At 73.8% G+C, this 22,510-nt stretch carries 22 protein-coding genes; 7 read left to right on the top strand and 15 right to left on the bottom strand.

Going from position 1 to position 22,510, the window contains the following annotated elements; translation table 11 throughout:
- Window positions 1-56: 56 nt before the first annotated feature.
- Entirely contained in the window at window positions 57-665 is a 609-nt protein-coding gene (locus tag QMC84_RS10875) for a TetR family transcriptional regulator (RefSeq protein ID WP_300374737.1), read from the top strand.
- On the opposite strand, the gene QMC84_RS10870 is transcribed toward QMC84_RS10875, so the two are convergent.
- The 3 genes from QMC84_RS10870 to QMC84_RS10860 are packed head-to-tail and all read right to left on the bottom strand — an operon-like array spanning window position 666 to window position 3,647.
- On the bottom strand, window positions 666-1,088 hold the full coding sequence (locus QMC84_RS10870) for a hypothetical protein (RefSeq protein WP_300374735.1): 423 nt from the start codon (window positions 1,086-1,088) through the stop codon (window positions 666-668).
- Between the two features lie 20 nt (window positions 1,089-1,108).
- Entirely contained in the window at window positions 1,109-2,530 is a 1,422-nt protein-coding gene (locus QMC84_RS10865; RefSeq protein WP_300374733.1) for an aminotransferase class V-fold PLP-dependent enzyme, read from the bottom strand.
- On the bottom strand, window positions 2,520-3,647 hold the full coding sequence (locus tag QMC84_RS10860; RefSeq protein ID WP_300374731.1) for a M20/M25/M40 family metallo-hydrolase: 1,128 nt from the start codon (window positions 3,645-3,647) through the stop codon (window positions 2,520-2,522). Before QMC84_RS10860 ends, QMC84_RS10865 begins: the two co-directional genes overlap by 11 nt.
- Before the next feature lie 98 nt (window positions 3,648-3,745).
- Between QMC84_RS10860 and QMC84_RS10855 the strand changes: the two genes are divergently transcribed.
- Both QMC84_RS10855 and QMC84_RS10850 read left to right on the top strand, forming a co-directional pair.
- Window positions 3,746-4,051, top strand: coding sequence for a hypothetical protein (locus QMC84_RS10855; RefSeq protein WP_300374729.1), 306 nt, complete (start codon window positions 3,746-3,748; stop codon window positions 4,049-4,051).
- 107 nt (window positions 4,052-4,158) lie between these two features.
- Window positions 4,159-5,076 (top strand): CPBP family intramembrane glutamic endopeptidase, encoded by a 918-nt coding sequence (locus tag QMC84_RS10850; RefSeq protein WP_300374727.1) that lies wholly within the window; start codon window positions 4,159-4,161, stop codon window positions 5,074-5,076.
- Window positions 5,077-5,085: 9 nt separating this feature from the next.
- On the opposite strand, the gene cimA is transcribed toward QMC84_RS10850, so the two are convergent.
- Window positions 5,086-6,678, bottom strand: coding sequence for a citramalate synthase (gene cimA, locus QMC84_RS10845; protein WP_300374726.1), 1,593 nt, complete (start codon window positions 6,676-6,678; stop codon window positions 5,086-5,088).
- A 212-nt stretch (window positions 6,679-6,890) separates the two neighbouring features.
- On the opposite strand from cimA, the gene QMC84_RS10840 reads away from it, so the two are divergent.
- The gene (locus QMC84_RS10840) at window positions 6,891-9,098 is read left to right on the top strand and encodes a GH92 family glycosyl hydrolase (RefSeq protein WP_300374724.1); all 2,208 of its coding nucleotides are present in this window, start codon (window positions 6,891-6,893) and stop codon (window positions 9,096-9,098) included.
- Here the strand turns inward: QMC84_RS10840 and QMC84_RS10835 are convergent.
- The 8 genes from QMC84_RS10835 to QMC84_RS10800 all read right to left on the bottom strand — a co-directional run bounded on the left by QMC84_RS10835 (window position 9,083) and on the right by QMC84_RS10800 (window position 17,210).
- Window positions 9,083-10,651: a serine/threonine-protein kinase gene (locus QMC84_RS10835; RefSeq protein WP_300374722.1), complete on the bottom strand. Its 1,569-nt coding sequence runs from the start codon at window positions 10,649-10,651 to the stop codon at window positions 9,083-9,085. The genes QMC84_RS10840 and QMC84_RS10835 overlap by 16 nt on opposite strands.
- Before the next feature lie 73 nt (window positions 10,652-10,724).
- Window positions 10,725-11,801 carry an iron-siderophore ABC transporter substrate-binding protein gene (locus tag QMC84_RS10830; protein ID WP_300374720.1) on the bottom strand — a complete coding sequence of 359 codons (1,077 nt, stop codon included), beginning with the start codon at window positions 11,799-11,801 and terminating at the stop codon, window positions 10,725-10,727.
- A 56-nt stretch (window positions 11,802-11,857) separates the two neighbouring features.
- Window positions 11,858-12,706, bottom strand: a complete 849-nt coding sequence (locus tag QMC84_RS10825) for an ABC transporter ATP-binding protein (protein WP_300374719.1) — start codon at window positions 12,704-12,706, stop codon at window positions 11,858-11,860.
- Entirely contained in the window at window positions 12,703-13,755 is a 1,053-nt protein-coding gene (locus QMC84_RS10820; protein ID WP_300374717.1) for an iron chelate uptake ABC transporter family permease subunit, read from the bottom strand. Before QMC84_RS10820 ends, QMC84_RS10825 begins: the two co-directional genes overlap by 4 nt.
- Window positions 13,752-14,813, bottom strand: a complete 1,062-nt coding sequence (locus QMC84_RS10815; protein WP_300374715.1) for an iron ABC transporter permease — start codon at window positions 14,811-14,813, stop codon at window positions 13,752-13,754. Before QMC84_RS10815 ends, QMC84_RS10820 begins: the two co-directional genes overlap by 4 nt.
- 63 nt (window positions 14,814-14,876) lie before the next feature.
- Complete coding sequence (locus QMC84_RS10810; RefSeq protein ID WP_300374714.1) at window positions 14,877-15,950, bottom strand: branched-chain amino acid aminotransferase; 1,074 nt, start codon at window positions 15,948-15,950, stop codon at window positions 14,877-14,879.
- A 23-nt stretch (window positions 15,951-15,973) separates the two neighbouring features.
- A complete protein-coding gene (locus QMC84_RS10805) occupies window positions 15,974-17,062 on the bottom strand; it encodes a 3-isopropylmalate dehydrogenase (RefSeq protein ID WP_300374713.1) in 1,089 nt (362 codons plus the stop codon).
- A 10-nt stretch (window positions 17,063-17,072) separates the two neighbouring features.
- Window positions 17,073-17,210, bottom strand: a complete 138-nt coding sequence (locus QMC84_RS10800) for a hypothetical protein (protein WP_300374712.1) — start codon at window positions 17,208-17,210, stop codon at window positions 17,073-17,075.
- Between the two features lie 398 nt (window positions 17,211-17,608).
- Between QMC84_RS10800 and QMC84_RS10795 the strand changes: the two genes are divergently transcribed.
- Window positions 17,609-18,175: a class I SAM-dependent methyltransferase gene (locus QMC84_RS10795; RefSeq protein ID WP_300374710.1), complete on the top strand. Its 567-nt coding sequence runs from the start codon at window positions 17,609-17,611 to the stop codon at window positions 18,173-18,175.
- A 4-nt stretch (window positions 18,176-18,179) separates the two neighbouring features.
- On the opposite strand, the gene QMC84_RS10790 is transcribed toward QMC84_RS10795, so the two are convergent.
- Genes QMC84_RS10790 through QMC84_RS10780 form a run of 3 tightly spaced genes read right to left on the bottom strand, consistent with a single transcriptional unit; the run spans window position 18,180 to window position 19,999 of the window.
- On the bottom strand, window positions 18,180-18,782 hold the full coding sequence (locus QMC84_RS10790; protein ID WP_300374708.1) for a class I SAM-dependent methyltransferase: 603 nt from the start codon (window positions 18,780-18,782) through the stop codon (window positions 18,180-18,182).
- 21 nt (window positions 18,783-18,803) lie between these two features.
- Window positions 18,804-19,262 carry a hypothetical protein gene (locus tag QMC84_RS10785; RefSeq protein ID WP_300374706.1) on the bottom strand — a complete coding sequence of 153 codons (459 nt, stop codon included), beginning with the start codon at window positions 19,260-19,262 and terminating at the stop codon, window positions 18,804-18,806.
- Between the two features lie 50 nt (window positions 19,263-19,312).
- Window positions 19,313-19,999 (bottom strand): hypothetical protein, encoded by a 687-nt coding sequence (locus tag QMC84_RS10780; RefSeq protein ID WP_300374704.1) that lies wholly within the window; start codon window positions 19,997-19,999, stop codon window positions 19,313-19,315.
- 61 nt (window positions 20,000-20,060) lie between these two features.
- Between QMC84_RS10780 and QMC84_RS10775 the strand changes: the two genes are divergently transcribed.
- Entirely contained in the window at window positions 20,061-21,497 is a 1,437-nt protein-coding gene (locus tag QMC84_RS10775) for a PLP-dependent aminotransferase family protein (protein WP_300374702.1), read from the top strand.
- Window positions 21,498-21,514: 17 nt separating this feature from the next.
- On the top strand, window positions 21,515-22,501 hold the full coding sequence (locus QMC84_RS10770; protein WP_300374700.1) for a nitronate monooxygenase: 987 nt from the start codon (window positions 21,515-21,517) through the stop codon (window positions 22,499-22,501).
- Window positions 22,502-22,510 lie beyond the last annotated feature (9 nt).

Here is a 22,510-nt window from a genome sequence, read left to right as displayed (position 1 = left end):
GTCCGTTTAATATTCCCGGACGCCGCGGCGCACCCGTCCCTAGGCTGTGCCGCGTCATGTCCGAGCCGCGCCTCCTCCCCCTGCTCAGCGGGCCGCCCGCCGAGCGCCGCGACGCTGCGCGCAACCGGGAGGCGCTGCTCGTCGCCGCCCAGGACCTGGTCGAGCGGTGCGGTGCCCGCGCGATCACGATGGACGCCGTGGCCGCGGCCGCGGGCGTCGGCAAGGGCACGGTGTTCCGCCGCTTCGAGTCGCGCGAGGGCCTGATGGCCGCCGTGCTCAACCACTCCGAGGCCGAGTGGCAGGGTCAGGTCATGTCCGGTCCCCCGCCGCTCGGGCCGGGGGCGGATCCCTGGGACCGGCTGCTCGCGTTCGGCCGGACCCGCCTCGAGACGACCCTCCTCCACGCCGAGCTGATCCGGGAGGCCGGCCGGGCCGCGAGCCGCGCGGCCGGCGCCTACTCGTTCACGGCCACCCACGTGCGCTACCTGCTCCACGAGCTCGGGGTCACCGGCGACGTGCCGTTGCTCGCCGTCGCGCTCCTCGCCCCGCTGGAGCTGCCGATCCTCGAGCAGCAGGTCGAGATCGAGGGCTTCCCGATCGACCGGCTCTATCACGGCTGGGTCGACCTGGCGCGGCGGATCGTAGCGCCGGCCGCGCTTGCGTGATCAGGGTCCGACATCAGCGGTCTCCCGGCTGCGCCGCTGCCGTCGGGCGGCCAGCAGCGCCTGCAGGAGGAGCACGTTGAGCAGTGCGGCGGCGGTCAGCGCCAGGATCCCGAGCATGTCGGTCGTGACTGCGAACCAGCCGGCCAGGTCACCGCTCGTCGATGTCGTGCACTCCCCGGACGACGGGCACGTGGCCGAACCGCTACTGCTCGACGGGTTCGCGCCAGGGACCTGCGCCAGCAGGCCGTACGCGACGTAGAAGGCCGGGACGCCCGCGACGCTCGACGGCACCGCCAGCAGCGCAGCGACCAGGATCGCCGCCGTCGACCCGGTGACGAAACCGACGCTCGCCACGACCAGTACGACCAGCACGTAGGCCCAGTGCGCGGGATGGAGGTGCGCGACCCGGTCCATGATCGGCATGCGCACATCATCGCGCTCGATCAGTCGGCCGTCACCCGCAACGTCGCGAGCGTGGGGTCGGCGGCGTAGGCGATCCGGACCCCGGCGTCGCGCGCGTGCTCGAGCGCGTCGAGGGTCTGGTCGGTGACCAGCTCGCCGGGGGCGAGCACCGGGATGCCGGGCGGGTACGGCGCGACCAGCTCGGCACTCACCCGGCCGACGGCCCGGCCGAGCGGCACGGCCTGCGCCGCGGCGAAGTACGCCTGTCGCGGGGGCAGCACCGTGACCGGCTCGACGCGGTAGACGGCGGGGCCGACGACCGGACGCGCCGGGCCCCGACGCCGCTCGACCGACTCGACGATCGCGTCCGTGAGCAGCCTGACCGTCGCCGCGGTGTCGGCGAGCGTGACGATCGCGACCAGGACGTCCCGGTCGGCGGACTCGACCGGCAGTCCGCGCGCCAGGAGGTCCCGCTCGACGGCGTTGCCGTCGGCGCCCGTGGCCGAGAGGACGAGTGTCAGCTTCAGCGGGTCGACGCCGGGGCCGTCGAGGACGTTCACCGCCTCGACGGCCCGCAGCCGCTCCCGCGCCTGCGCCGTCGCCGCGATGGCGGCGCCGAGGAGCTCCTCGCCGTCGCGCTCGAGCAGCGCCCGGGCGGCGTCGGTGCTGGCCAGGATGGCGCCGGCCGGACTCGTCGTCGCGGTCGCCTCGACCCCCGCGTCGAGGCGCGCGGGGTCGACGCGCTCGGTGCGCGCGAGGACCAGCGCGGCCTGGCTCCAGGCCGGGAGTGTCTTGTGCGCGCTGGTGACCACGACGTCCGCCCCGAGCTGCAGCGGGTGGCGCGGCAGCCCGGGGTGGAAGCCGAAGTGCGCGGCCCATGCGGCGTCGACCACGAGCGGGACCCCGCGCCCGTGAGCCGCGTCGGCCAGCCCGGCCACGTCGCCGACGGTGCCGACGTACGACGGGTCCCCGACGAAGACCGCCCGGGCGCCCGGGTGGTCCGCCAGCGCTCGTCGTACCGTCTCGGGCGCGACGCCCAGCGGCAGCCCGGTGGCCGCATCGACCTCGGGCCGCACCCAGACCGGCACCAGCCCGGCGAGCACCAGGCCGAGCAGGAGCGAGCGGTGCAGGGTGCGGCTGACGATCACGGTGTCGCCGTCGCCGGCGACGGCCAGCGCGACGGCCTGGTTGGCGTGGGTGGCGCCGCCGGTGGAGAAGCGGCACAGGTCCGCGCCCCACAGCCGCGCGGCCCGCGCCTCCGCCTCGGCGAGCACGCCGGTGGTGAGCTTCATCGTGTCGAGGCCGGCGTACAGCGGCACGTCGCCGGCGACCACGTCGCCGACCAGGTCGGTGCGCTGCTTGTGGCCGGGGATGGTGAACGGCGTGACCGGGTGCTCCTGGAAGCGGAGCCAGGCGTCGAGGAGCGGCGCCTGGTCCCGCAGGCCGCGGGGGTCAGTCGGCATCGGGCCGCCAGTCGCCCAGCACCGTGGTCAGCGCCGTCGCCAGCGCTCGCACCTGGCGCAGGTCGACCCACTCGTCGACCGCGTGCATCCCCCCGCCGGAGGGGCCGCAGACCAGCGTCGGGCAGATCTCCTGCCACAACGGCGCCTCCATCCAGTACGGCGCCTCGAAGCTCGACCCGGCGCCGAGCTCGGCGCCCAGCCGGCGCGCGAGATCTGCCGCCGGGCCGTGGTCGTCGAGGCGCCAGCCCTCGCGGTGGGTGAGCAGCTCGGCCTCGGCCTGCCACTCGGGCTCGAGCAGCCCGCGCACCAGCGCGAGCGCGTCGGCGCTCGACCGGTCGGGCGCCGTCCGCAGCTCCACGAGGCACTCGGCCCGGTCCGGCACCACGAACGCCGACGAGCCGCCGGACGCCAGGGTCACCAGCAGCTCGCCACTGTCCGCACGGACGGAGTCCGCCCGCAGGTCGACGGCGTGCAGCAGCCGCCCGAGGTGGGTGACCGCGTTGCTGCCGAGCTCGGCCTGCGAGCTGTGCGCGGCACGCCCCGCGAAGGTGACCCGGACGAGCGCGAACCCCCGCAGCGACCGGCACAGGACGCCGTCCGTGGGCTCGGCGATCAGGCACGCGTCGGGCCGTACGCCGATCCCGGGGAGCGCGGCGATCACCGCCTCGCTGCCGAGGCTGGCGTCCTCCTCGTCGGCGACCAGGGCGAGCACCGGGCGCACCGGGGCGCCCGCGGCGACCAGGTGCTCCGCGGCGGCGACGATGGCGGCGACGCCGCCCTTCATGTCGGCGGCGCCGCGACCGACGAGCCGGTCGCCGTCGATGCGCGGCGTGAACGGCTCGGGCATTCCGGCGACGCCCACGGTGTCGACGTGGCCGTTGAGCACGACGGTCGGCCAGTCGTCCGGGCCGGGCGGCACCGCCACCAGGCTCGGTCGGCCCTCGTGCCCGGCCGCCGGCACCACCGTCGTGGCGAAGCCCGCGGCCGTGAGCCGGGCCTCCAGGTGCTCCACGATCCGCGTCTCGCCGGCGGCCCCGGGCATCAGCGCGGGGTTGACGCTGTCGATCCCGACGAGCTGTGCCAGCAGCTCGACGGCAACGGTCTCCACATCGCTCATGCCCCGAGCCTAGGGACCGCGCGACCCTGCTGACCTCGGATCGGTGGACCCTGCGATCCTGGGTCGCCCCGTCCGGCGCTCGACCTCCAGGAGCACGCGTGATCTGCTGCCAGTTCATCTTCAAGCCCGGCACCTTCGACGACGACTTCCACCGCCTCGACGGGGAGATCGCCGCGTACGCCCGGAGCCTGCCCGGGTTCGACCGGGTCGAGAAGTGGGTCTCGCTCGACGGCACCGTCACCAACGCCGTCTACTACTTCACCGACATGGAGTCGATCAACGCGCTGGCCCGGCTCCCAACGCACCGCGAGGCCAAGGACCAGGTGCAGCGCTGGTACGACGGCTACCGGATCGTGATCAGCGAGATCACCGCCACCTACGGCGACGGCCAGCTGGAGCTCTGAGAGGTACCCGGCAGCCAGTAGGACCTCGTCCCGGTCCACCTCGGACCTAGGCCTCTGGTCACGGACGGAGACCGAGCGGTGGGCTGGCCGGTGGAGGAGGTGCCCGCATGGCAACCACCGTCACCAGTTCACGCACCCGAGCTCTCCTGTGGACGGGCTGGGTGAGCCTCGGACTCCTACTCCTTCCGATCGGCAACGGCCCGCTCTACCTGGCAGCGGTCGCCGGATCGGCCCTGATCCTGGCCCTCGTGCCCGGCGCGATCCCCGGGAGATCCGGTGGCGGGCACGACGCCCTGGACCTCGCGGTGATCGCCGCCCTGTACGTCTCCGTGGTCGCCCTCAACAGCACCGCGTTCCTGGTGTTCACCGTCGACCACGTGGCCGGGCTGTTCCTGTGCTTCGCGGCCGCTCTCGTCCTCGGGGTCGCCGGCCCGATGGTCTACACCGTCCGGGTCCGGCATCGTCCCCTGGGCGACCTCGGGCTGCGCCGTGACAACCTCCGGAGCGCCGGCGGCCTCGCGCTGGTCTTCGGCGGGGTCCAGTTCGCGCTGACCCTGTGGGGCTATGACCTGCCCGCCCCGGTCGACTGGGTGCCGCTGCTGGTGATGGCGCTCGTGGTCGGAGTGTTCGAGTCGGTCTTCTTCCGGGGCTTCGTCCAGACCCGGCTCGAGGCGCAGTACGGCACCATCGCCGGCGTGGCGGGGGCAGCGGTCCTGTACGGCGCGTACCACGTCGGGTTCGGCATGACCGGCGCCGACCTGCTGTTCCTCACGGCTCTCGGCGTCGTCTACGCGGCCGCCTTCGCACTCGCCCGCAACCTGGTCGTCCTCTGGCCGCTGCTCACCCCGATGGGGTCCTTCTACGCCAACGTCGAGGCGGGCGACATCGAGCTGCCCTGGGCCTCGATCGCCGGGTTCGTCGACGTGCTCGGCCTGATGGTCCTCAGCTGGTGGCTCATGCAGCGCTACCAGCGCCGGCATCCGGCGCCCACCCCGGACCGGGCCGAGGTGCTGCGGCACGCATGAGTCAGCCGCTCAGGCCTGGTGCTTGCGCAGCCCGAACGTCAGCCCGTCGACGAGCGCGCCCCAGGACGCCTCGATGACGTTGGCGCCGACGCCGACGGTGACCCAGGAGGACTCGCCGTCGCTGGTCTCGATGAGCACCCGGGTGATCGCGTCGGTGCCGTGTCCCTGGTCGAGGATGCGGACCTTGTAGTCGATCAGCTCGAACTTGGCGACCTGCGGGTAGGCCTGCACGATCGCCTCACGCAGCGCATGGTCGAGCGCGTTGACCGGGCCGTTGCCCTCGCCGGTGACGACGTACCGGACCCCGCCCGCCTTCAGCTTCACCGTCGCCTCCGAGACCGCCTCGGCCGACGGCATGGTCTCGGTGATCACCCGCCACGACTCGACGTCGAAGTACGACGGGCGCACCCCCTCGACCTCCTCGGCCAGCAGCAGCTCGAAGGAGGCGTCGGCGGCCTCGAACGTGAAGCCGCGGCTCTCGAGGACCTTGACCCGGTCGGTGATCCGGGTGACCAGGGTCTTGTCGTCCGGGGAGTCGCCGGAGAGGTCGAAGCCCAGCTCGCGGCCCTTGAGCTCGATCGAGGCGCGGCCGGCCATGTCGGAGACCAGCAGCCGCATGTCGTTGCCGACGCCGGCCGGGTCCATGTGCTGGTAGAGGTTCGGGTCCACCTTGATCGCGCTGGCGTGCAGGCCGGCCTTGTGGGTGAACGCGGAGCTGCCGACGTACGGCTGCCGCGACGCCGGCGGGAAGTTCGTGACCTCGGCGACCGCGTGCGCGATCCGGGTGGCCTCGGTGAGCAGCCCGGGCGGCAGCACCCGGCGGTCCAGCTTGAGCTCGAGGTTCGCGACGACGGCGACCAGGTCGGCGTTGCCGGTGCGCTCGCCGTACCCGTTGATCGTGCCCTGCACGTGGGTCGCGCCGGCGTCGACCGCGGCCAGCGTGTTGGCGACCGCGCAGCCGGTGTCGTTGTGGCAGTGGATGCCGACCCGCACCTGGGCGTTCTCGCGCACGTCGTGGACGACGTCGCCGACCCAGCCGGGCAGCATCCCGCCGTTGGTGTCGCACAGCGCGATCACCTCGGCGCCCGCGTCGTACGCCGTGCGCAGCACCTCGAGCGCGTAGTCGCGGTTGGCCCGGTAGCCGTCGAAGAAGTGCTCGGCGTCCAGGAACACCGTCTGCCCCTCGGCGCGCAGGTGGCTGACCGTGTCGCGGATCATCGCGAGGTTCTCCTCGAGCGTGGTCCGCAGCGCCAGCTCGACATGCCGGTCGTAGGACTTGGCCACCAGCGTGACCACGCCGGCGCCGCTGTCCCGCAGCGCCGCGACCAGCGGGTCGTCGGCCGCCCGCACCCCGGCTCGGCGGGTGGCACCGAACGCCGCGAGCCGCGCGTTCTCGAGGTCGAGCTCGGCAGCGGCACGGCGGAAGAACTCGGTGTCCTTGGGGTTCGCGCCCGGCCAGCCGCCCTCGATGTAGCCGACGCCCAGCCCGTCGAGCTGGCGCGCGATCGACAGCTTGTCGGCGACGGAGAGGTTGAGCCCCTCCTGCTGCGCGCCGTCGCGCAGGGTGGTGTCGTAGACGTGGAAGGCGCCGTGCAGGTCCATCGCTGACTCTTTCGGGTTCGGGCAACAAAAAAACCTCTCGGGGACGAGAGGTTTGCGCGTCGGGCGCCTCATGGATCCTGAGGCCGCGACGCGCTAGGAAATGATGATCTCGCTGGAGATCGCCAGGTGCATGTCGACCATGCTGCCACGCGATCCGGGCGAGTGCGACCGATCTCGCGATCTGGATCGGCTCCTACGCCTAGGTTGAGGGGGTGAGGACGACCCGGCAGCGCACCGGTGCAGTCCTCGCCGCGGGCCTCGGGCTGGCGATCCAGGTGCTCGGACCCGCAGCGTTCGCCGGCGACCCTCCCCACACGGAGGTCGACGTCTTCGTCGGGACCGGCGGCGCCGCTCCGTGGCGCGGCGGAGCGACCACCCCGGCCGCCGCGGTCCCCTTCGGGATGGTGCAACTCGGCCCGGACACCACTGACGACGAACAGACAGGCGCGCCATCGGCGGCTCCGTCCGGCTATGCCGTCACCGACCGGTTCCTGCGCGGGTTCTCCGCCGTGCACCTCTCGGGCGCGGGTTGTCCCACGTTCGGCGACGCCCCGATCCTCCCCGTTGCCGGCGCGGTCCCCGACGTCCCGGCGTCAGCGACCACCGCCATCGACCGGGCGACCGAGCGGGCCGCCCCCGGCCGGTACGCCGTGTCGCTCATGAACGGGATCTCGGTGAGGGCCGCCGTGGGCGACCGGAGCGGGCTGCTGCGCTTCGCCTACCCGTCCGGGACGAGGAGCTTCGTGGTCGTGAAGGCGGACGGCAGCCTGGCCGGCAGCCTCGGCCAGCGGGTGTCCTTCCCCAGTGACCACGAGATCGCCGTCCGGGTGCGCAGCGGCCGGTTCTGCGACGGGCCGAACCAGTACGTCGCACACGTGCTCTACCGCTTCGACCACTCCTTCCGGAGCAGGGGCGGGTGGGACGGCGGCGCCTGGGTCGGCTTCGGGCGGCGGCGCGCACTGAACGTCCAGGTGGCGGTCTCGTTCGTCGGCCCGGCGGGTGCGCGGCGCAACCTCGGCCGATCCGATCCGGGCTGGTCGGTGGGCCGGCTGGCCGCACGCGCGGCGGCCGCCTGGGACGCCGAGCTGGCGCGGGTCGACGCCACCGGCGGTGACCCGACGACGCGTCGGCTGCTGCGGACGGCGCTGTACCACGTGCTGCTCCACCCCAACCCGGTGAGCGACGTCGACGGGCGCTATCCGGGCTTCGACGGGAGGGTGCACCGGCTGCGCGGCGCCGAGCTCCAGCTGAGCTCGATCTCGGGGTGGGACGTCTACCGCACCGAGATCCCACTGCTTGCCTGGCTCCGCCCGGACATCGCGTCGATGATCGTGCGGTCGATGCGCCGCGACGCCGTGCAGGGCGGCTGGTTCCCGCGGTGGCCGGTCGTCGGGGCCGACAGCCGGGTGATGAGGGGGGACCCCGCAGGGCCGATCGCCGCCGCTGCCTGGGCGTTCGGCGCGCGTGACTTCCCGCTCGCGGACGTGGTGGCCCGGCTGGTCCGGCAGGGCGACCGCGTCGACGGCCCGCGCGAGCGGCTCGACGAGTACCTGCGGCTGGGTTGGGTGCCCGTTCCGGACGAGCGCCACGGGGCGTCCATCACCCTGGAGTACGCCGCCGCCGACTTCGCGATCTCCCGGCTCGCCGCGGCCGCCGGCCGGGACGCAGCGGCCGCACGCTACCGCGAGCGGTCCGGCAGCTGGCGCACCCTGCTCGACCCGAGCCGGGGGCTCCTGCTCCCCCGGGACGGCTCCGGAGCGTTCCCGCCACCGGACGCCGATGTGACCCCGTGTTGCGCAGGCTTCGAGGAGGGCAACGCGCTGCAGTACACGTTCGGCGGTGTCCCGCAGGACATGGCTGGTCTGCTCGCCGCCCTCGGCCCGTCGCTCGGCGTACGTGACCGGCTCGATGAGTTCTTCGAGCAGCTCAACGTCGGCGGCGGCCCGCACGCCTGGCTCGGCAACGAGCCGTCGTTCCTGGCCCCGTGGTCCTACCAGTGGCTGGGCGCGCCGGCGCGCACCCAGGACGTCGTCGCGCGGGCTCGGGCCGAGCTGTGGTCACTCACGCCGAGCGGGCTGCCCGGCAACGACGACCTCGGTGCGCTCTCGGCCTGGTACGTGTGGACCTCGCTCGGCCTCTATCCGCTCACCCCGGGCACCCCGCACGTCGCCGTCGGCGTGCCCGCGTTCGAGCGACTCGTGGTCCGTCCGCTCGGCGGCCCGATCGCCCGGATCGAGCGATCGGGCGCGGGCAGCCACGTGGCGGGGCTGCGCATGGACGGCGGCGACCGGACCGCCTCCTGGATCGGCCTGTCGGTCGGCGACCGGCCGCGCCTCGTCGAGATCGCCACCACCGACGACGCGGCCCCCGCCTGGGGTACCGCCCCGGCTGACCGGCCGCCGTCCTATCCCGGAAGCTGAGCGGTCGGGCGCCCCTCGGCCGGCGTCCAGGAGGTGCCGGTGAGCTCCGCGCGGAGCCCGAGGCCCGCGGCCACCGCGAGCACCACGAGCAGCGCGATCACCCACCGACGGGGGTCGGCGGCCAGCGGGTTGACCACGCGCGATACCGGGCCCCGCACCCGGGACCCACCCGGCCCGAGCCACAGCGAGACCGTCAGCGCGGTGCCGCAGACGAACAGCGCGAGCGCCAGCCCGGTGGCGACGGCGTAGCAGACCAGCGCTGCCGCGACCGCCAGCCCGACGCTCCACAGCGCGAGCAGCAGGGTCCCCGGCAGCGACTGCACGAGGTGCCACGGGGCGGCGACGAGCAGCTGCGTGCCGTCGTACCACTTGCGGCCGCGGTACTCGCGGCGCTGGTCGCGCGCGGAGCCGGCCAGCGACCCGCTGCGCAGCAGCCAGACCACGACCAGCAGCAGCGCCAAGGTGATCCACGGGTAGGCGGCGAAGCCGGCCCCGGCCGCGGGCGCCAGGCCGGCGAGCAGCAGCCCGCGGCGGAACCGCTCCCCCAACGACACGGGAGTCGTCGCGGGCTCGTACGACGTCAGCGCCAGCGTGTACGGCTCGGCGGCGTTACGGCCCGGCCAGACGTCGGTCACCCGGTCGGTGATCTGGCCGGCGGCCGCCTGCGCAGCCAGGGCCAGCGGGACCGTGTAGGGGTCGTGCGGCGCGCCGGCCGGAGGCGGTGTGCGCCGCTCGCCGGGCCGCGTGGTCAACGGCCGCAGCCAGGCGAGGATCCGCTCGAGGCTCGGTCGCTCGCGCGGGTCCGGGCCGAGCGCCGCGGCCACGACCTGACGCAGGTCGTCCGGGAGGCCGTCGAGGTCGAACTGGCCACGGCGGACCCGGTCCATGATCGCCATCGACGGGCCCCTGCCGAACGGCGGGTTCCCGATGCCGGCGTACGCGACCGTGGCCGCCCAGGAGTGCACGTCGGAGGCCGCGGTCGCGTCGTCGCCGTACAGGATCTCGGGCGCGAGGTAGCCAGGCGTGCCGAGCAGCCAGCCGGTGTGCGTGAGCTTGGGGTCGTCGGCGACCCGGGCCAGCCCGAAGTCGATGAGGATCGGGGTGCGGCCCTCCATCAGCACGTTCGAGGGCTTGACGTCGCGGTGCAGGACGCCGACCGCGTGCACCGACGCGATGCCCTCGGCCAGGCAGGACGCCAGCCAGAGCAGGTCGGCGCCGGTGATCGCCCCCTCCTCGACGACGTGGTCGTGCAGGGACAGCCCGGGCACGTAGCGGGTCGCGACGTAGGGCACCTCGGCCCACGGGTCGGCGTCGACGATCTCGGCGACCCACTGGCTGCGGACCCGGCTCAGCGAGCCGACCTCGCGGGCCAGCCGCTGGCGCGCCTCCTCGTCGCCGACGATGTGCGGGCGCAGCACCTTGAGCGCGACCCGCTGGCCGCTCGGCCCCCGCCGGGCGAGGTGGACGACGCCCATCCCGCCCTCGCCGAGCCGGGCGAGCAGCGTGTAGCCGCCGACGGTGCCCACGGCGTCGTCGCGCGGCGAGGTGGTCACGTCCCGAGGTTACAAGCGCGGCGACCCTCCGCCCGCGAGGCTCGGGCGGAGGGTCGCGCCGGTCGGCGCCGCGTCAGGACGCGGGCACGGCCTCGGCGAGCGCGTCGACGAAGGTGTCGAGGCTGTAGGCCAACGACAGTGCGGTGGGCGGCGAGACCGAGGAGACGATGTCCTCCCCGACCACGCTGGCGACCCGGCCGTCGGCGAACTGCTCCATGGTCCGGTACGTCGGGTCCGCGGCGATCTCGTCGGCCCGCGCCTGGTCGGCCGCGTAGGAGAGCAGCACGTCGGAGGTCAGCCGGTCGACGTTCTCGGTGCTGAGCGTGTAGTAGAACGTGCTCTCCTCGGTGTCGAGCTCGTCGACGCTGGGGGCGAGGGTGAAGCCGAGGTCCTCGAGGAACTGCACCCGCGGGTCGGCGCCGCGGTAGACGTAGAACGCGCTCGGGTCGATGGCGACGGCCGCGATCGTCCTACCTTCGAACTCCGGGTGGGCCGCGGCCGCCTCGGCGACCTCCGCGTCGATGCCCGCGAGCACCTGCTCGGCCTCGTCGGACTCGCCGAGCACCTCGCCCACCGTGGTGATGACGTCGCGCCACGGCGTCGACCAGGGCTGGTCGGGGTAGGCGATGGTCGGCGCGATCTTCGAGAGCTTCTCGTAGTCGGCCTCGGTGATGCCGGAGTAGTTGGCCAGGATCACGTCGGGCGCTGCCGCGGCGATCTCCTCGAACGGCGGCGCCTCCCCCGGCGTCAGCGCCGTGGGCGTGTCGCCGAGCTCGTCGAAGGCCTCGGCCTGCCAGGGCATGAAGCCCTCGTCGTTCGCGCCGTAGGTCAGCGCCTCCATCGCCACCGGCACGATGCCGAGCGCGAGGACGGCGTCCGGGCTGCCCCAGCCCCAGGTCGCCACCCGCTCGGGCCTCTCCTCGATCTCGGTGCTGCCGAAGGCGTGCTCGATGGTGACCGGCTCGAAGGCCTCCTCGCTGGTCGTCTCCTCGGCGGTGGCGTCGCCGTCGGAGTCCCCGGAGCCGCAGGCGGTGAGGGACAGGGCGATCAGGGATGCGGCCAGCGGGAAGGCCAGTCGGGACAAGGCCAGTCGGGACAGGGCCAGTCGGGACAGGGCCAGTCGGGATGGGGGGCGGCGAAGGGACGACACGTCCACTCCTCAGGGTGCGGGACCGCAGATGCGATCGTTATTAGGTAAGGCTAACCTTACACAGCGTTCGCGGGAGCGCGCAGCCGGGTCCGCCCCACGGGCACGACGAGCGGGCAGCCGGCGACCGGATCGGCGATCACCCGCGCCTCGAGCCCGAACGCCTCGCGCACGCAGTCGGCGTCGAGCACCGCCGCGGGCGCGCCCTCGCGCACGACCCGGCCCTGCGCCATCACCACGAGGTGGTGGGCGTAGCGGGCGGCGAGGTTGAGGTCGTGCAGCACCATCACCACGGTCGTCCCCCGCCGCTCGTTGAGCTCCGCGAGCAGGTCGAGCAGGTCGACCTGGTGGGCGATGTCGAGGTACGTCGTGGGCTCGTCGAGCAGCAGGATGCGCGGGTCCTGGGCGAGCATCATCGCGACCCAGACGCGCTGCCGCTGGCCGCCGGAGAGCTCCTCGACGCGTCGCGCCGCGAGGTCCTGGGTGTCGGTCAGGGCGAGAGCCCGGGCGACCGCATCGGCGTCGGCCGCGCTCCAGCGGCGGAACGCGCCCTGGTGCGGGTGGCGGCCCCGACCGACGAGGTCGGCGACCGTGATGCCCTCGGGCGCGACCGGCTGCTGCGGCAGCAGCCCGAGCACCGCGGCCACCTCGCGCGGCCGCATCCCGTGCAGGTCGTGGCCGTCGAGCTCGACGCGGCCCTCGACCGGTCGCAGGATCCGGCCCAGGCCGCGCAGCAGCGTCGACTTGCCGCAGCCGTTGGCGCCGACGACGACCGTGACCCGGCCCACCGGGACGTCCAGGTCGACGCCGTGCACGACCCGGCGCTGGTCGTAGGCGAGGTGCACACCGTGGGCCACGAGCGAGGTCGCGCTCGCCTGGTCCCGCCGATCCGTCAACCGATCCGTCATGTCGTCCGTCTCCCTCCGGTGGCCATCAGCCAGATCAGGTAGGGCCCGCCCACGGCCCCGGTGACCACCCCGGCCGGCACCGACAGGTCGGCGGGCAGCAGGTGCTGGGCGACGACGTCGGCGCCGACGACCATGACCACGCCCATGAGCGCCGACTCGACCAGCGCCAGCCTGCCGTCGCCCAGCAGCCGCCGCGCGACCGGCGCCGCGACGAACGCCACGAACGCCACCGGGCCCGCGGCGGCGGTGGCTGCGCATGCCAGGGCGATGCCGGTGGCCAGGACGCCGGCCCGCACGAGCTCGGGGCGCAGCCCGAGGCCGGCGGCCAGGTCGTCGCCGAGCAGCAGCAGGCCGAGACCCCGGGCGAGCAGCGCCACGACCGGCACCAGCACCGCCAGGGTGGCCGCGAGCAGCTGCACCGTCGACCAGTCGGCCTGGGCCAGGCTGCCGGTCATCCAGAGCAGCGCGACCTGGGCCTGCTGCACCTCGCTGCGGGTGAGCAGGTAGCCGACGACCGACGTGCAGACGTAGGCGACGCCGATGCCGGCGAGCACGAAGCGGTGTCCGGCCATCCCGCCGCGCCAGGCCACGGCGTACAGCAGCAGTCCGACCAGGGCGCCGCCGGCGAGGGCGGCCCCTGAGACCGCGGCCCCGGTCAGGCCGCCGAGGAGCAGCGCGGCGACGGCACCGGCGCTGGCGCCCTGGGAGATGCCGATGACGTCGGGGCTCGCGAGCGGGTTGCGCAGCACCGACTGGAACAGCGCGCCGGCCAGGCCGAAGGCCGCCCCGACGAGGATGCCGAGCAGGAGGCGGGGCAGCCGCAGGTCGACGACGACGAAGTGCGCCGGGGGGTCGTCGGCGCCGACCAGGGCCCCGGCCACCTGACCTGCCGAGAGCCGGAACTCCCCCAGCATCAGCGCGCTCGTCGCGAGCACGGCGACCCCGGCCGTCAGGAGTGCGAGCACCGTCGTACGCCGGGCGTGCCGGCGCCGCCGCGAGCGACGCAGCCCGGCGGCGGCTGTGGCGACGGCGACCTCGAGGGCGCTCACGCGGCGATCCCCCGCGACCGCCGCACGATCGCGATCAGCACCGGCGCGCCGATCACTGCGACGACGAGACCCGCCTCGACCTCGCCGGGGCGCGCGACGAGGCGGCCGGCGATGTCCGCCACCAGCAGGAGGACCGGGCCCAGCAGCATCGAGAGCACGACGATCCAGCGGTAGTCCGGTCCGACGAGCGCCCGGGCGAGATGGGGCACGGCCAGGCCGACGAACGCGATCGGGCCGACCATCGAGACCGCCGACCCGCACAGCAGGACGACCGCAGCGACGACCAGGAGCCGGCCCCGGGTGACGTCCTGACCGAGCCCGCGCGCCACGTCGTCGCCGAGCGCCAGCGCGTTGAGGACCCGCCCGGAGGCCAGTGCCAGCAGCAGCCCGACGACCACGAACGGCAGCACGCCGGCGAGCACGGTCAGTGGCCGGTTGGCCAGCGAGCCCACCTGCCAGAACCGGTAGTCGTCGAGCGTCTGCCGGTCGGTCAGCAGCACCACGGTGATGATCGAGGTGGCGGTGGCGGTGAACGCGGCGCCGATCAGCGCCAGCTTGACCGGCGTCACGCCCTCCCAGCCGAGCGCGGCCGCGCCGTACACGACGAGGGCGGCGACCGCGGCCCCGGCGAAGGCGAACCAGACGTAGCCGGACACCGACGTGACGCCGAGGCCGGAGATCGCAGCGAGGACCGCGAGCGACGCGCCGGAGTTGATGCCGAGCAGGCCCGGGTCGGCGATCGGGTTGCGGGTCACGCCCTGCATGAGCGCTCCTGCGGCACCGAGCGCCGCTCCGGCGACCAGGCCGATCAGGGTCCGCGGCACCCGCAGATCGCGGACGACGAGGTGGTCATGGTCGCCGGCGACCGGGTCGACCAGCGCCGCCCAGACCTGGCCCACCGCGATGTCCCGGGCGCCCCACATCAGGCTCGCGAGCAGCGCGAGCGCCAGGACGCCGAGGATCACCAGCGCGGCCACCACTCCCCTGTCGGCGGATGCCGTCGGCGGCCCGACCCGCGTCGCGCGGGTCGGCGCCGGCGCGCGCAGGGTCGAGGCCACCTAATTAGGGTAGCCTCACCTACTCTTCGGGTCGTGGCGGGGGCGGCCGGTGGGTACCGACCTTCAGACGATGCGGTGCATCCAGCCGAACGTGTCCTCGGCGCGGCCGTACTGGATGTCGACCAGGGCCTGCCGGACCCGCATCGTGAGGTCGGTGCTCGCGGGGGCCGGCACCTCTCCCCCGTCCCACTTCAGCGCGCCCACCGGGGTGACCACGGCGGCGGTGCCGCAGGCGAAGATCTCCACGATCCGGCCGCTGCGGACGCCGTCGCGCCACTCGTCGATGGAGAACCTGCGCTCCTCGACCTGGTGGCCGAGCTTGCCGGCCAGCTCGATGATGCTGGAGCGGGTGATCCCCTCGAGGATGGTGCCGGTCTCGGGGGTGACGATGGTGCCGTCGTCGTGGACGAAGTACAGGTTCATGCCGCCGAGCTCCTCGACGTACCGCCCCTCCTGGGCGTCGAGGAACACGACCTGGTCGCAGCCCTGGGCGCTGGCCTGCTGCTGGGCGACCAGCGAGCTGGCGTAGTTGCCGCCGGTCTTCGCCGCGCCCATGCCGCCGCGCCCGGCGCGGGTGTACCCCTCGGTCAGCCACAGTGTGACCGGCTTGATGCCGCCCTTGAAGTAGGCGCCGGCCGGGCTCGCGATCACCATGAACGTGACGTGCTGGGCCGGGCGCACGCCCAGGAACGCCTCGGAGGCGAACATGAACGGGCGCAGGTAGAGGCTCTTCTCCCCCGCCGGGTCGGGGACCCAGCGCTGGTCGGCGGTGACGAGTGCATCGACGGCCTGGATGTAGTCGGCGACGTCGAGCTCGGGCAGCGCGAGCCGTCGGCTCGAGCGCACCATCCGTGCGGCGTTCTCCTCGGGCCGGAACGACCAGATCGACCCGTCCGCGTGGCGGTAGGCCTTCATGCCCTCGAAGATCTCCTGCGCGTAGTGCAGGACCGCGGTCGCGGGGTCGAGCGTGAGCGGCCCGTACGGCTCGATCCGCCCGGCATGCCAGCCGGCGTCCGGGGTCCACTCGACCGTGAGCATGTGGTCGGTGAAGTGCAGGCCGAAGCCGGGGCTGGCGAGGATCTCGGCGAGGCGCTCGTCGGAGACCGCGGCGCTCGACGGGGTGGTACTGATCTCCATGGGGGACAACTTAGTAGGTCTTCCTACGAAACGCGGCCCGCGATGGCGTCGCCGACCTCGGCGGTACGGCGAGCCGCGCCCGGCTCGCGCGCGGCGAGGTCGGCGATGACCGCGGTCTCGATGGCCGCGGCGGCGTCGGCGTGCCCGAGGTGGTCGAGCAGCAGGGACGCGGAGAGGATCGCGGCGGTGGGGTCGGCCTTCTGCTGGCCCGCGATGTCGGGCGCCGAGCCGTGCACCGGCTCGAACATGGACGGCGTGGTCCGGTCGGGGTTGACGTTGCCGGAGGCCGCCAGGCCGATGCCGCCGGTGATCGCGGCGGCGAGGTCGGTGATGATGTCGCCGAAGAGGTTGTCGGTGACGATCACGTCGAAGCGCGCGGGGTCGGTCGTCATGAAGATCATCGCCGCGTCGATGTGCATGTAGTCGACGGTGACGTCGGGGTACTCCGCCGCGACCTGCTGGGTCAACCGCCACCACACCGCGCCGGCGTTGACGAGGACGTTGGTCTTGTGGACCAGGGTGAGCTTCTTCCGCGACCGACGCTGGGCGCGGGCGAACGCGTCGCGGACGACGCGCTCCACGCCGAAGGCGGTGTTCACCGATACCTCGGTGGCGATCTCGTGCGGGGTGCCGACGCGCAGGGCGCCGCCGTTGCCCGTGTACGGGCCCTCGGTGCCCTCGCGGACCACCACGAAGTCGACGTCCCCCGGCTGCCCTGAGATCTCGGGGCGGAGCGGCGACGCGACGCCCGGGAAGATCCGGGACGGCCGCAGGTTGACGTAGTGGTCGAGCTCGAAGCGCAGCCGCAGCAGCAGCCCACGCTCGAGGATGCCGGGCGGGAGCTTCGGGTCGTTCGGCTTGCCACCGACCGCGCCGAGCAGGATCGCGTCGTGCTCGCGGATCTCCTCGAGCACGGAGTCGGGCAGCACCTCGCCGGTCGCGAGGTAGCGCTCGGCGCCGAGGTCGTACCGCGTCTGCTCGAACTTCACGCCGGCCGGGGAGGCGATCTCGAGCACCTTGAGGGCCTCGGCGGTCACCTCCGGCCCGATGCCGTCGCCGGGGATGACCGCGAGGCGCAGGGAGCCGGACGTTCCAGTGTGGGTGGTGGTCATGCGCCCGAGGCTAGTTGTCGTCGGGGCGCTCGCCGCCGTTGTCCCGCAGGTCGAGCGAGGCCTGGAGGGCCGCGGTGATGTTCTCGTGGCTGCGCGGGTTGTCGGGGTGGTGGCTGGCGGGACCCCAGTCGGGGTACATGTCGTACATCGGTCTGTTCTCTCTCGTGGGTTCGTTCCAGGTGAACGGGGTGGATGGGTGCCGTGCGGTCCCGATACACCTGAGACGAAGATGGCCCGGCGCCAGACGCGCGGTCCGCTCGTGGGTCGCACGAGCCGGAGGGAGAACCATCAGAATGCGGATCACGCCGTACTGCTGGGGCGGGTCTCGCGCGGAGACATCTTCGACTCAGATGTATCGAGAGACCGTGCAACGCCGAACTCCGCGGCGAGGTGGCCTCTCTTAAGAAGCCTCGCCGCGGCGCTCAATAAGTACGAAGACGCTCCGCATGGTGCGACCACCGTAGAGCACGCCGCCACCACTGGTCTCGACATTCCACAGAGTGTTCGACATGCGAGACAACGGTCCCGCAATGAAAGACTCCCCCCATGAGCGCCCCGCCCGACCTCCCCGACGTGGTGTCCCGCGCGTTCGACGTCTCCCGCAAGGCGGGCTACGCGTCGTTCTGCCGCAACGAGACCGGCCGGCTGCTGGCCGCGCTGGCCGCCACCCGCGACGGCGTGATGGCGGAGTTCGGCACCGGCTGCGGGGTCGGTACGGCGTGGCTGCGCTCGGGTGTGCGCGGCGATGCCCGGATCGTCACCGCCGAGCTGGACGCGAAGCTCGCCGACGCCGCGGCCGAGATCTTCGTCGACGACCCGCAGGTCGAGGTGCTCTCCGCCGACTGGTCGACGCTCCTGGACAAGGGCCCGTTCTCGCTGCTGTTCCTCGACTCCGGCGAGCCGACCGAGGTGGGCGTCGACTCCGTCGCGGACCTGGTCGAGCCGGGCGGGATCGTCGTGCTCGACGACTTCACGCCATGCGAGATGTGGCCGCCGATCGCCTACGGGCGGGTCGACACCCTGCGCGAGCAGTGGCTGACCGACGAGCGCTTCACGGCCGTCGAGGTGATGGTCGCCCCCGACGCCTCCGCCCTCATCGCCACCCGCCGCTGACCGGTCAGCGGCGCAGGACGCTCACGCAGAACGACGAGTCGTCGTGCCACGGGCGCAGGTCCCAGGTGGCGAACCGCTGCTCGAGCCGCAGCCCGGCGCCGGGCAGCGTCGCGTCCAGGTCGGCCGGGGTGAAGCCGGTGCCGGTGCGACACCCGACGACGAGGAACCCGTCGGTCCGGAGGTGCGCCGCGACCCGCTCGATCACGGCCGGCCGGTGGTCCTCGGTCACGAAGTCCATGACGTTCCCGGCGATCAGCGCGCCGTCGAAGGGCTCGGACTCCCCCGCGGCCGGCAGGTCGAGGGTGGCCAGGTCGGCCACCAGCCAGGCCACACCCGGGTAGTCCTCGCGCGCCGCCTCGATCAGCGTCGGGTCGATGTCGACGCCGACCACGTCGTGACCGAGCTGGGCCAGGTGTCCGCCGTGCCGGCCAGGGCCGCAGCCGGCGTCCAGCAGCCGGGCGCCGCGGGGCGCCAGCACGTCGGCCAGGCGGGACTCGCCCTGGAGGTCCTGGCCGCTGGCGGCCATCGCCCGGAAGCGCCCGACGTACCACTCGGAGTGGGCGCTGTCGGCCAGTCCGGGCCAGGTGGAGTGCGGCGAAGTCGACACCGCCTCATCCTCCCACGCGCGCTACTCGGCGCCGACGCGGGAGGTCGCGGACCGCACCAGCGCGGCGACCCGGTCGGCGACGTCGGGGGTCCACCGGGTGACGGCGAAGACGGTCGGCCACATGTCGCCGTCGTCCAGCTGGGCGGCGCCCTCGAAGCCGAGCGTGGAGTAGCGCTCGCCGAACTTGCCGGCGTTCTTGAAGAACAGCACGACCTTGCCGTCCGCGTTGGCGTAGGCGGGCATGCCGTACCAGGTCTTCGGGGCCAGGTCGGGGGCGTGCTCGGTCACGGTCACGTGCACCCGCTCGGCGAGCGCCCGGTCCTCGGGTGTCATCTTCTCGATCGCGTCGAGAACCTGCTGCAGGCCATCGGCGAGCTTGGCGCCCTTCTTGCCCTCGGCCCGCAGCTCGGCGGCGCGCTCCTTCATCGCGGCCCGCTCCGCGGCGCTGAAGCCAGCGCCCTCGTTGGTCTCCGTGGACACTCCCGGTCTCCTTCCGCCCGGCCGGCCCGGTGCCGGCCACCACTGGAAACCTAGTTCGGGGCGAGCGCGATCGCTTCTTGATTCCTGACCGACAGCTCGACGGTGAACGTCGGCAGCCAGAGCTGGGTGAGCGGCCCGATCGCCAGCGCGTAGAGAACCGTGCCGATGCCGAGGGTGCCGCCGAGCAGCAGGCCGACCACGACGACGGCGAGCTCGAGGCCGGTGCGGACCAGGCGCAGCGACCGGCCGGTCCGCCGGGCCAGGCCGGTCATCAGCCCGTCGCGCGGCCCGCGGCCGAGCTGGGCGCCGATGTAGAGCGCAGTGGCGAGGCCGCACAGCAGCACGCCGCCGACCATCAGCGCGATCCGCAGCACCAGTGGGTCGGGCCGCTCGAGGAGGGCCAGGGTCGCGTCGGCGGAGAAGCCGATGACCAGGGCGTTGGAGATGGTGCCGATGCCCGGCGTCTCGCGCAGCGGGATCCAGGCGAGCAGCACCACGAAGCTCATCACGACCACGGCCTGGCCGAGCGTGAGCGGCACGTGGCGGATCAGCCCGGAGTGCAGCACGTCCCACGGGGCGAGACCGAGGTCGCCGCGGACCATCAGCGCCAGGGAGACGCCGTACGCCACAAGCCCGAGGAAGAGCTGGGGCAAGCGGCGCGCCAGCCGACCCGCGCGCAGCTGGGCGATCGGGCCGAGGTCGGTGAGGCCCCGCGGGGCGGTGGCGATCTGGGTCACCGGACCAGTCTGGCCCCGATTGGCCTTCTCAGAAATAGCCAATCATGCAAGAGTGGCCTGCATGGCCCGCACCGTCAGCGCCACTCGGGTGGCCGCCCTGGCCGGCAACTTCGATCGCTCCCCTGCCTACGCCGGCCTCGCCGACGCTCTGGTCCTGCTGATCGGCGACGGCCGGATCGCGCTGGACACCCGGCTGCCCAGCGAGCGCGAGCTCACCGAGGCGCTCGGGCTCTCGCGCACGACGGTGACCCGGGCCTACACCGCGCTGCGCGAAGCGGGGTACGCCGAGGCCCGGCGCGGGTCGGGGACGTTCACGCGGGTGCCCGGCGGGCCGTCGCGGGCGCACGACCGGGCGCTGCTGCCGCGGCCCGGCGACGACGAGGCGATCGACCTGAACTGCGCGGCGCCGTCCGCCCCGGCCGGGCTCGCGAAGGCGTACGCCGAGGCCGCGGCCGAGCTGCCGGCGTACCTCGGCGGCCACGGCTACTTCCCCGCAGGGCTCCCCCAGCTCCAGCAGGCGATCGCGGCGGCGTACGACGCGCGCGGGCTGCCGACCGCGCCCGACCAGGTCATGGTGACGCCCGGCGCGCTGTCGGCGGCGTCGATCGTGGCGCAGGCGTTCACGTCGCCCGGCGACCGGGTGCTCGTCGAGTCGCCCGTCTACCCGAACGCCACGGATGCGCTGCGGCACGGCGGCGCCCGGCTCACGCCGGTGCCGGTGGACCCCGACGGCTGGGACCTCGCCGCCGTCGGCGCGGCGCTGCGGCAGACCGCGCCGCGGCTGGCCTACCTGATCCCGGACTTCCAGAACCCGACCGGCCACCTGATGAGCGAGGCGCAGCGCGAGGAGTACGCCGGCCACCTGCGTCGCGCGCACACCACGGCGATCGTGGACGAGGCCCACCAGTGGCTCCCGCTCGAGGGCCAGGAGATGCCGCGCCCGTTCGCGGCGTACGCCCCCGACACGATCACGATCGGCAGCGCGAGCAAGGGTTTCTGGGGCGGCCTGCGGCTGGGGTGGATCCGGGTGCCGCTCCGGCTGATGGACCGGCTCACCCAGGCGCGGGTGAGCATGGACCTCGGCGCCCCGGTGATGGAGCAGCTGGTGCTCGTGCGGCTGCTGGCCGACGCCGACGACGTGCTCGCCGCGAACCGCGCGCGGCTGCGCGAGCAGCGCGACGCGTTGGTCGCGGCCGTGCGTGCGCAGCTTCCCGAGTGGTCCTTCCACCTGCCCGCCGGCGGGCTGGCGCTGTGGTGCCGACTTCCCGCTGCCCTGGGCGGCGCCGTGTCGGCCGAGGCCGAGCGTCGCGGCGTGATCGTCCCGCCCGGCTCGGTGTTCGCCGTCGAGGGCGGCCTCGACCGGTTCGTGCGGATCCCCTGGACGCGCCCCGCCGAGGACCTCGTCGAGGGTGTCGCGCGGCTTGCCGAGGCCTGGGCCGTGGTCCGCGAGCGGCCCGCTCCCGGGCCGGGGGCTGCCGGACGGGTGATGGTGGCCTGAGGGCCTAGCATCCAGGCATGGACATTCGCGACCGGATCGGCCTGGAACATCCAGTCGTGCAGGCGGGGATGGGCGGCGGGGTCGCCGGTGGGCCACTGGCAGGAGCCGTCTCGGCGGCCGGCGCCCTGGGAACGGTCGGGATCATGGCGCCCGCACGGTTCGCCGGCGCCTTGCAGGACGCACGCCGACGGGCACCGGGGAGACCGGTGGCCGCCAACCTGCTGGCGCCCTTCACCCGGCAGGCACACGTCGACGCCTGCATCGAGCTCGGTGCCGTACTGGTGGTCTTCCATGGCGGCCTGCCGCGCCGGTGGCTGACGCGCCTACAGGCGGCCGGGCTGCCCGTGTTCGCCACCGTCGGCACGGCGGAGGAGGCCCGGGCGGCGCTCGCCGCCGGAGTCGACGGACTGGTGGTCCAAGGTCTGGAAGCCGGCGGACACCTGGTCGGCGTCGAGCCCGTCGCAGCCGCGCTCCCGCGGGTGCTGGACGTCGCCGGTGACGCGGTCCCCGTCATGGCGGCCGGCGGCGTGGCCGACTCGGCCGACGTACGGCGACTGCTCGGCAGCGGTGCTTGTGCCGCCGTGGCCGGGACCCGCTTCCTGCTCACCGACGAGTCGGCGGCGCACGCTGCCTACAAGGAGCGCGTGCTGACTGCGCAGAGCACCATGGTCACCACACTCTTCGGACTCGGCTGGCCGATGCGGCACCGGGTCGCGCCGAACGCGGCGACCGATCGGTGGTGCACCCGCGACGAGCTCGGCCCCCGCTGGGTCCGACAGGTCGGTCGCGCCAGCGCCGCCGCGGGTCGCCGGCTGCCACTGACCGCCCTGGACCCGCTGACGGCCCGCCAACGCGTGGGCATCCCGTTGTTCTCCCCCGCACTGCCGCTGGCCGGCATGCCGGCCGAGAGCGTGGACCGTACCGCCCTGTACGCCGGCGAGACCCTGCACCGGATCGACTCGGTGATCCCGGCAGGAGAGGCCGTCGCGAAGCTCGTTCCCTGACCGTGCAGA

Origin of the sequence: Nocardioides sp., assembly GCF_030019515.1 — a bacterium.
Taxonomy (GTDB): Bacteria; Actinomycetota; Actinomycetes; order Propionibacteriales; family Nocardioidaceae; genus Nocardioides.
Note: the sequence above shows the minus strand (reverse complement) of the source record. Positions and strands in the feature narration are given on the sequence as shown.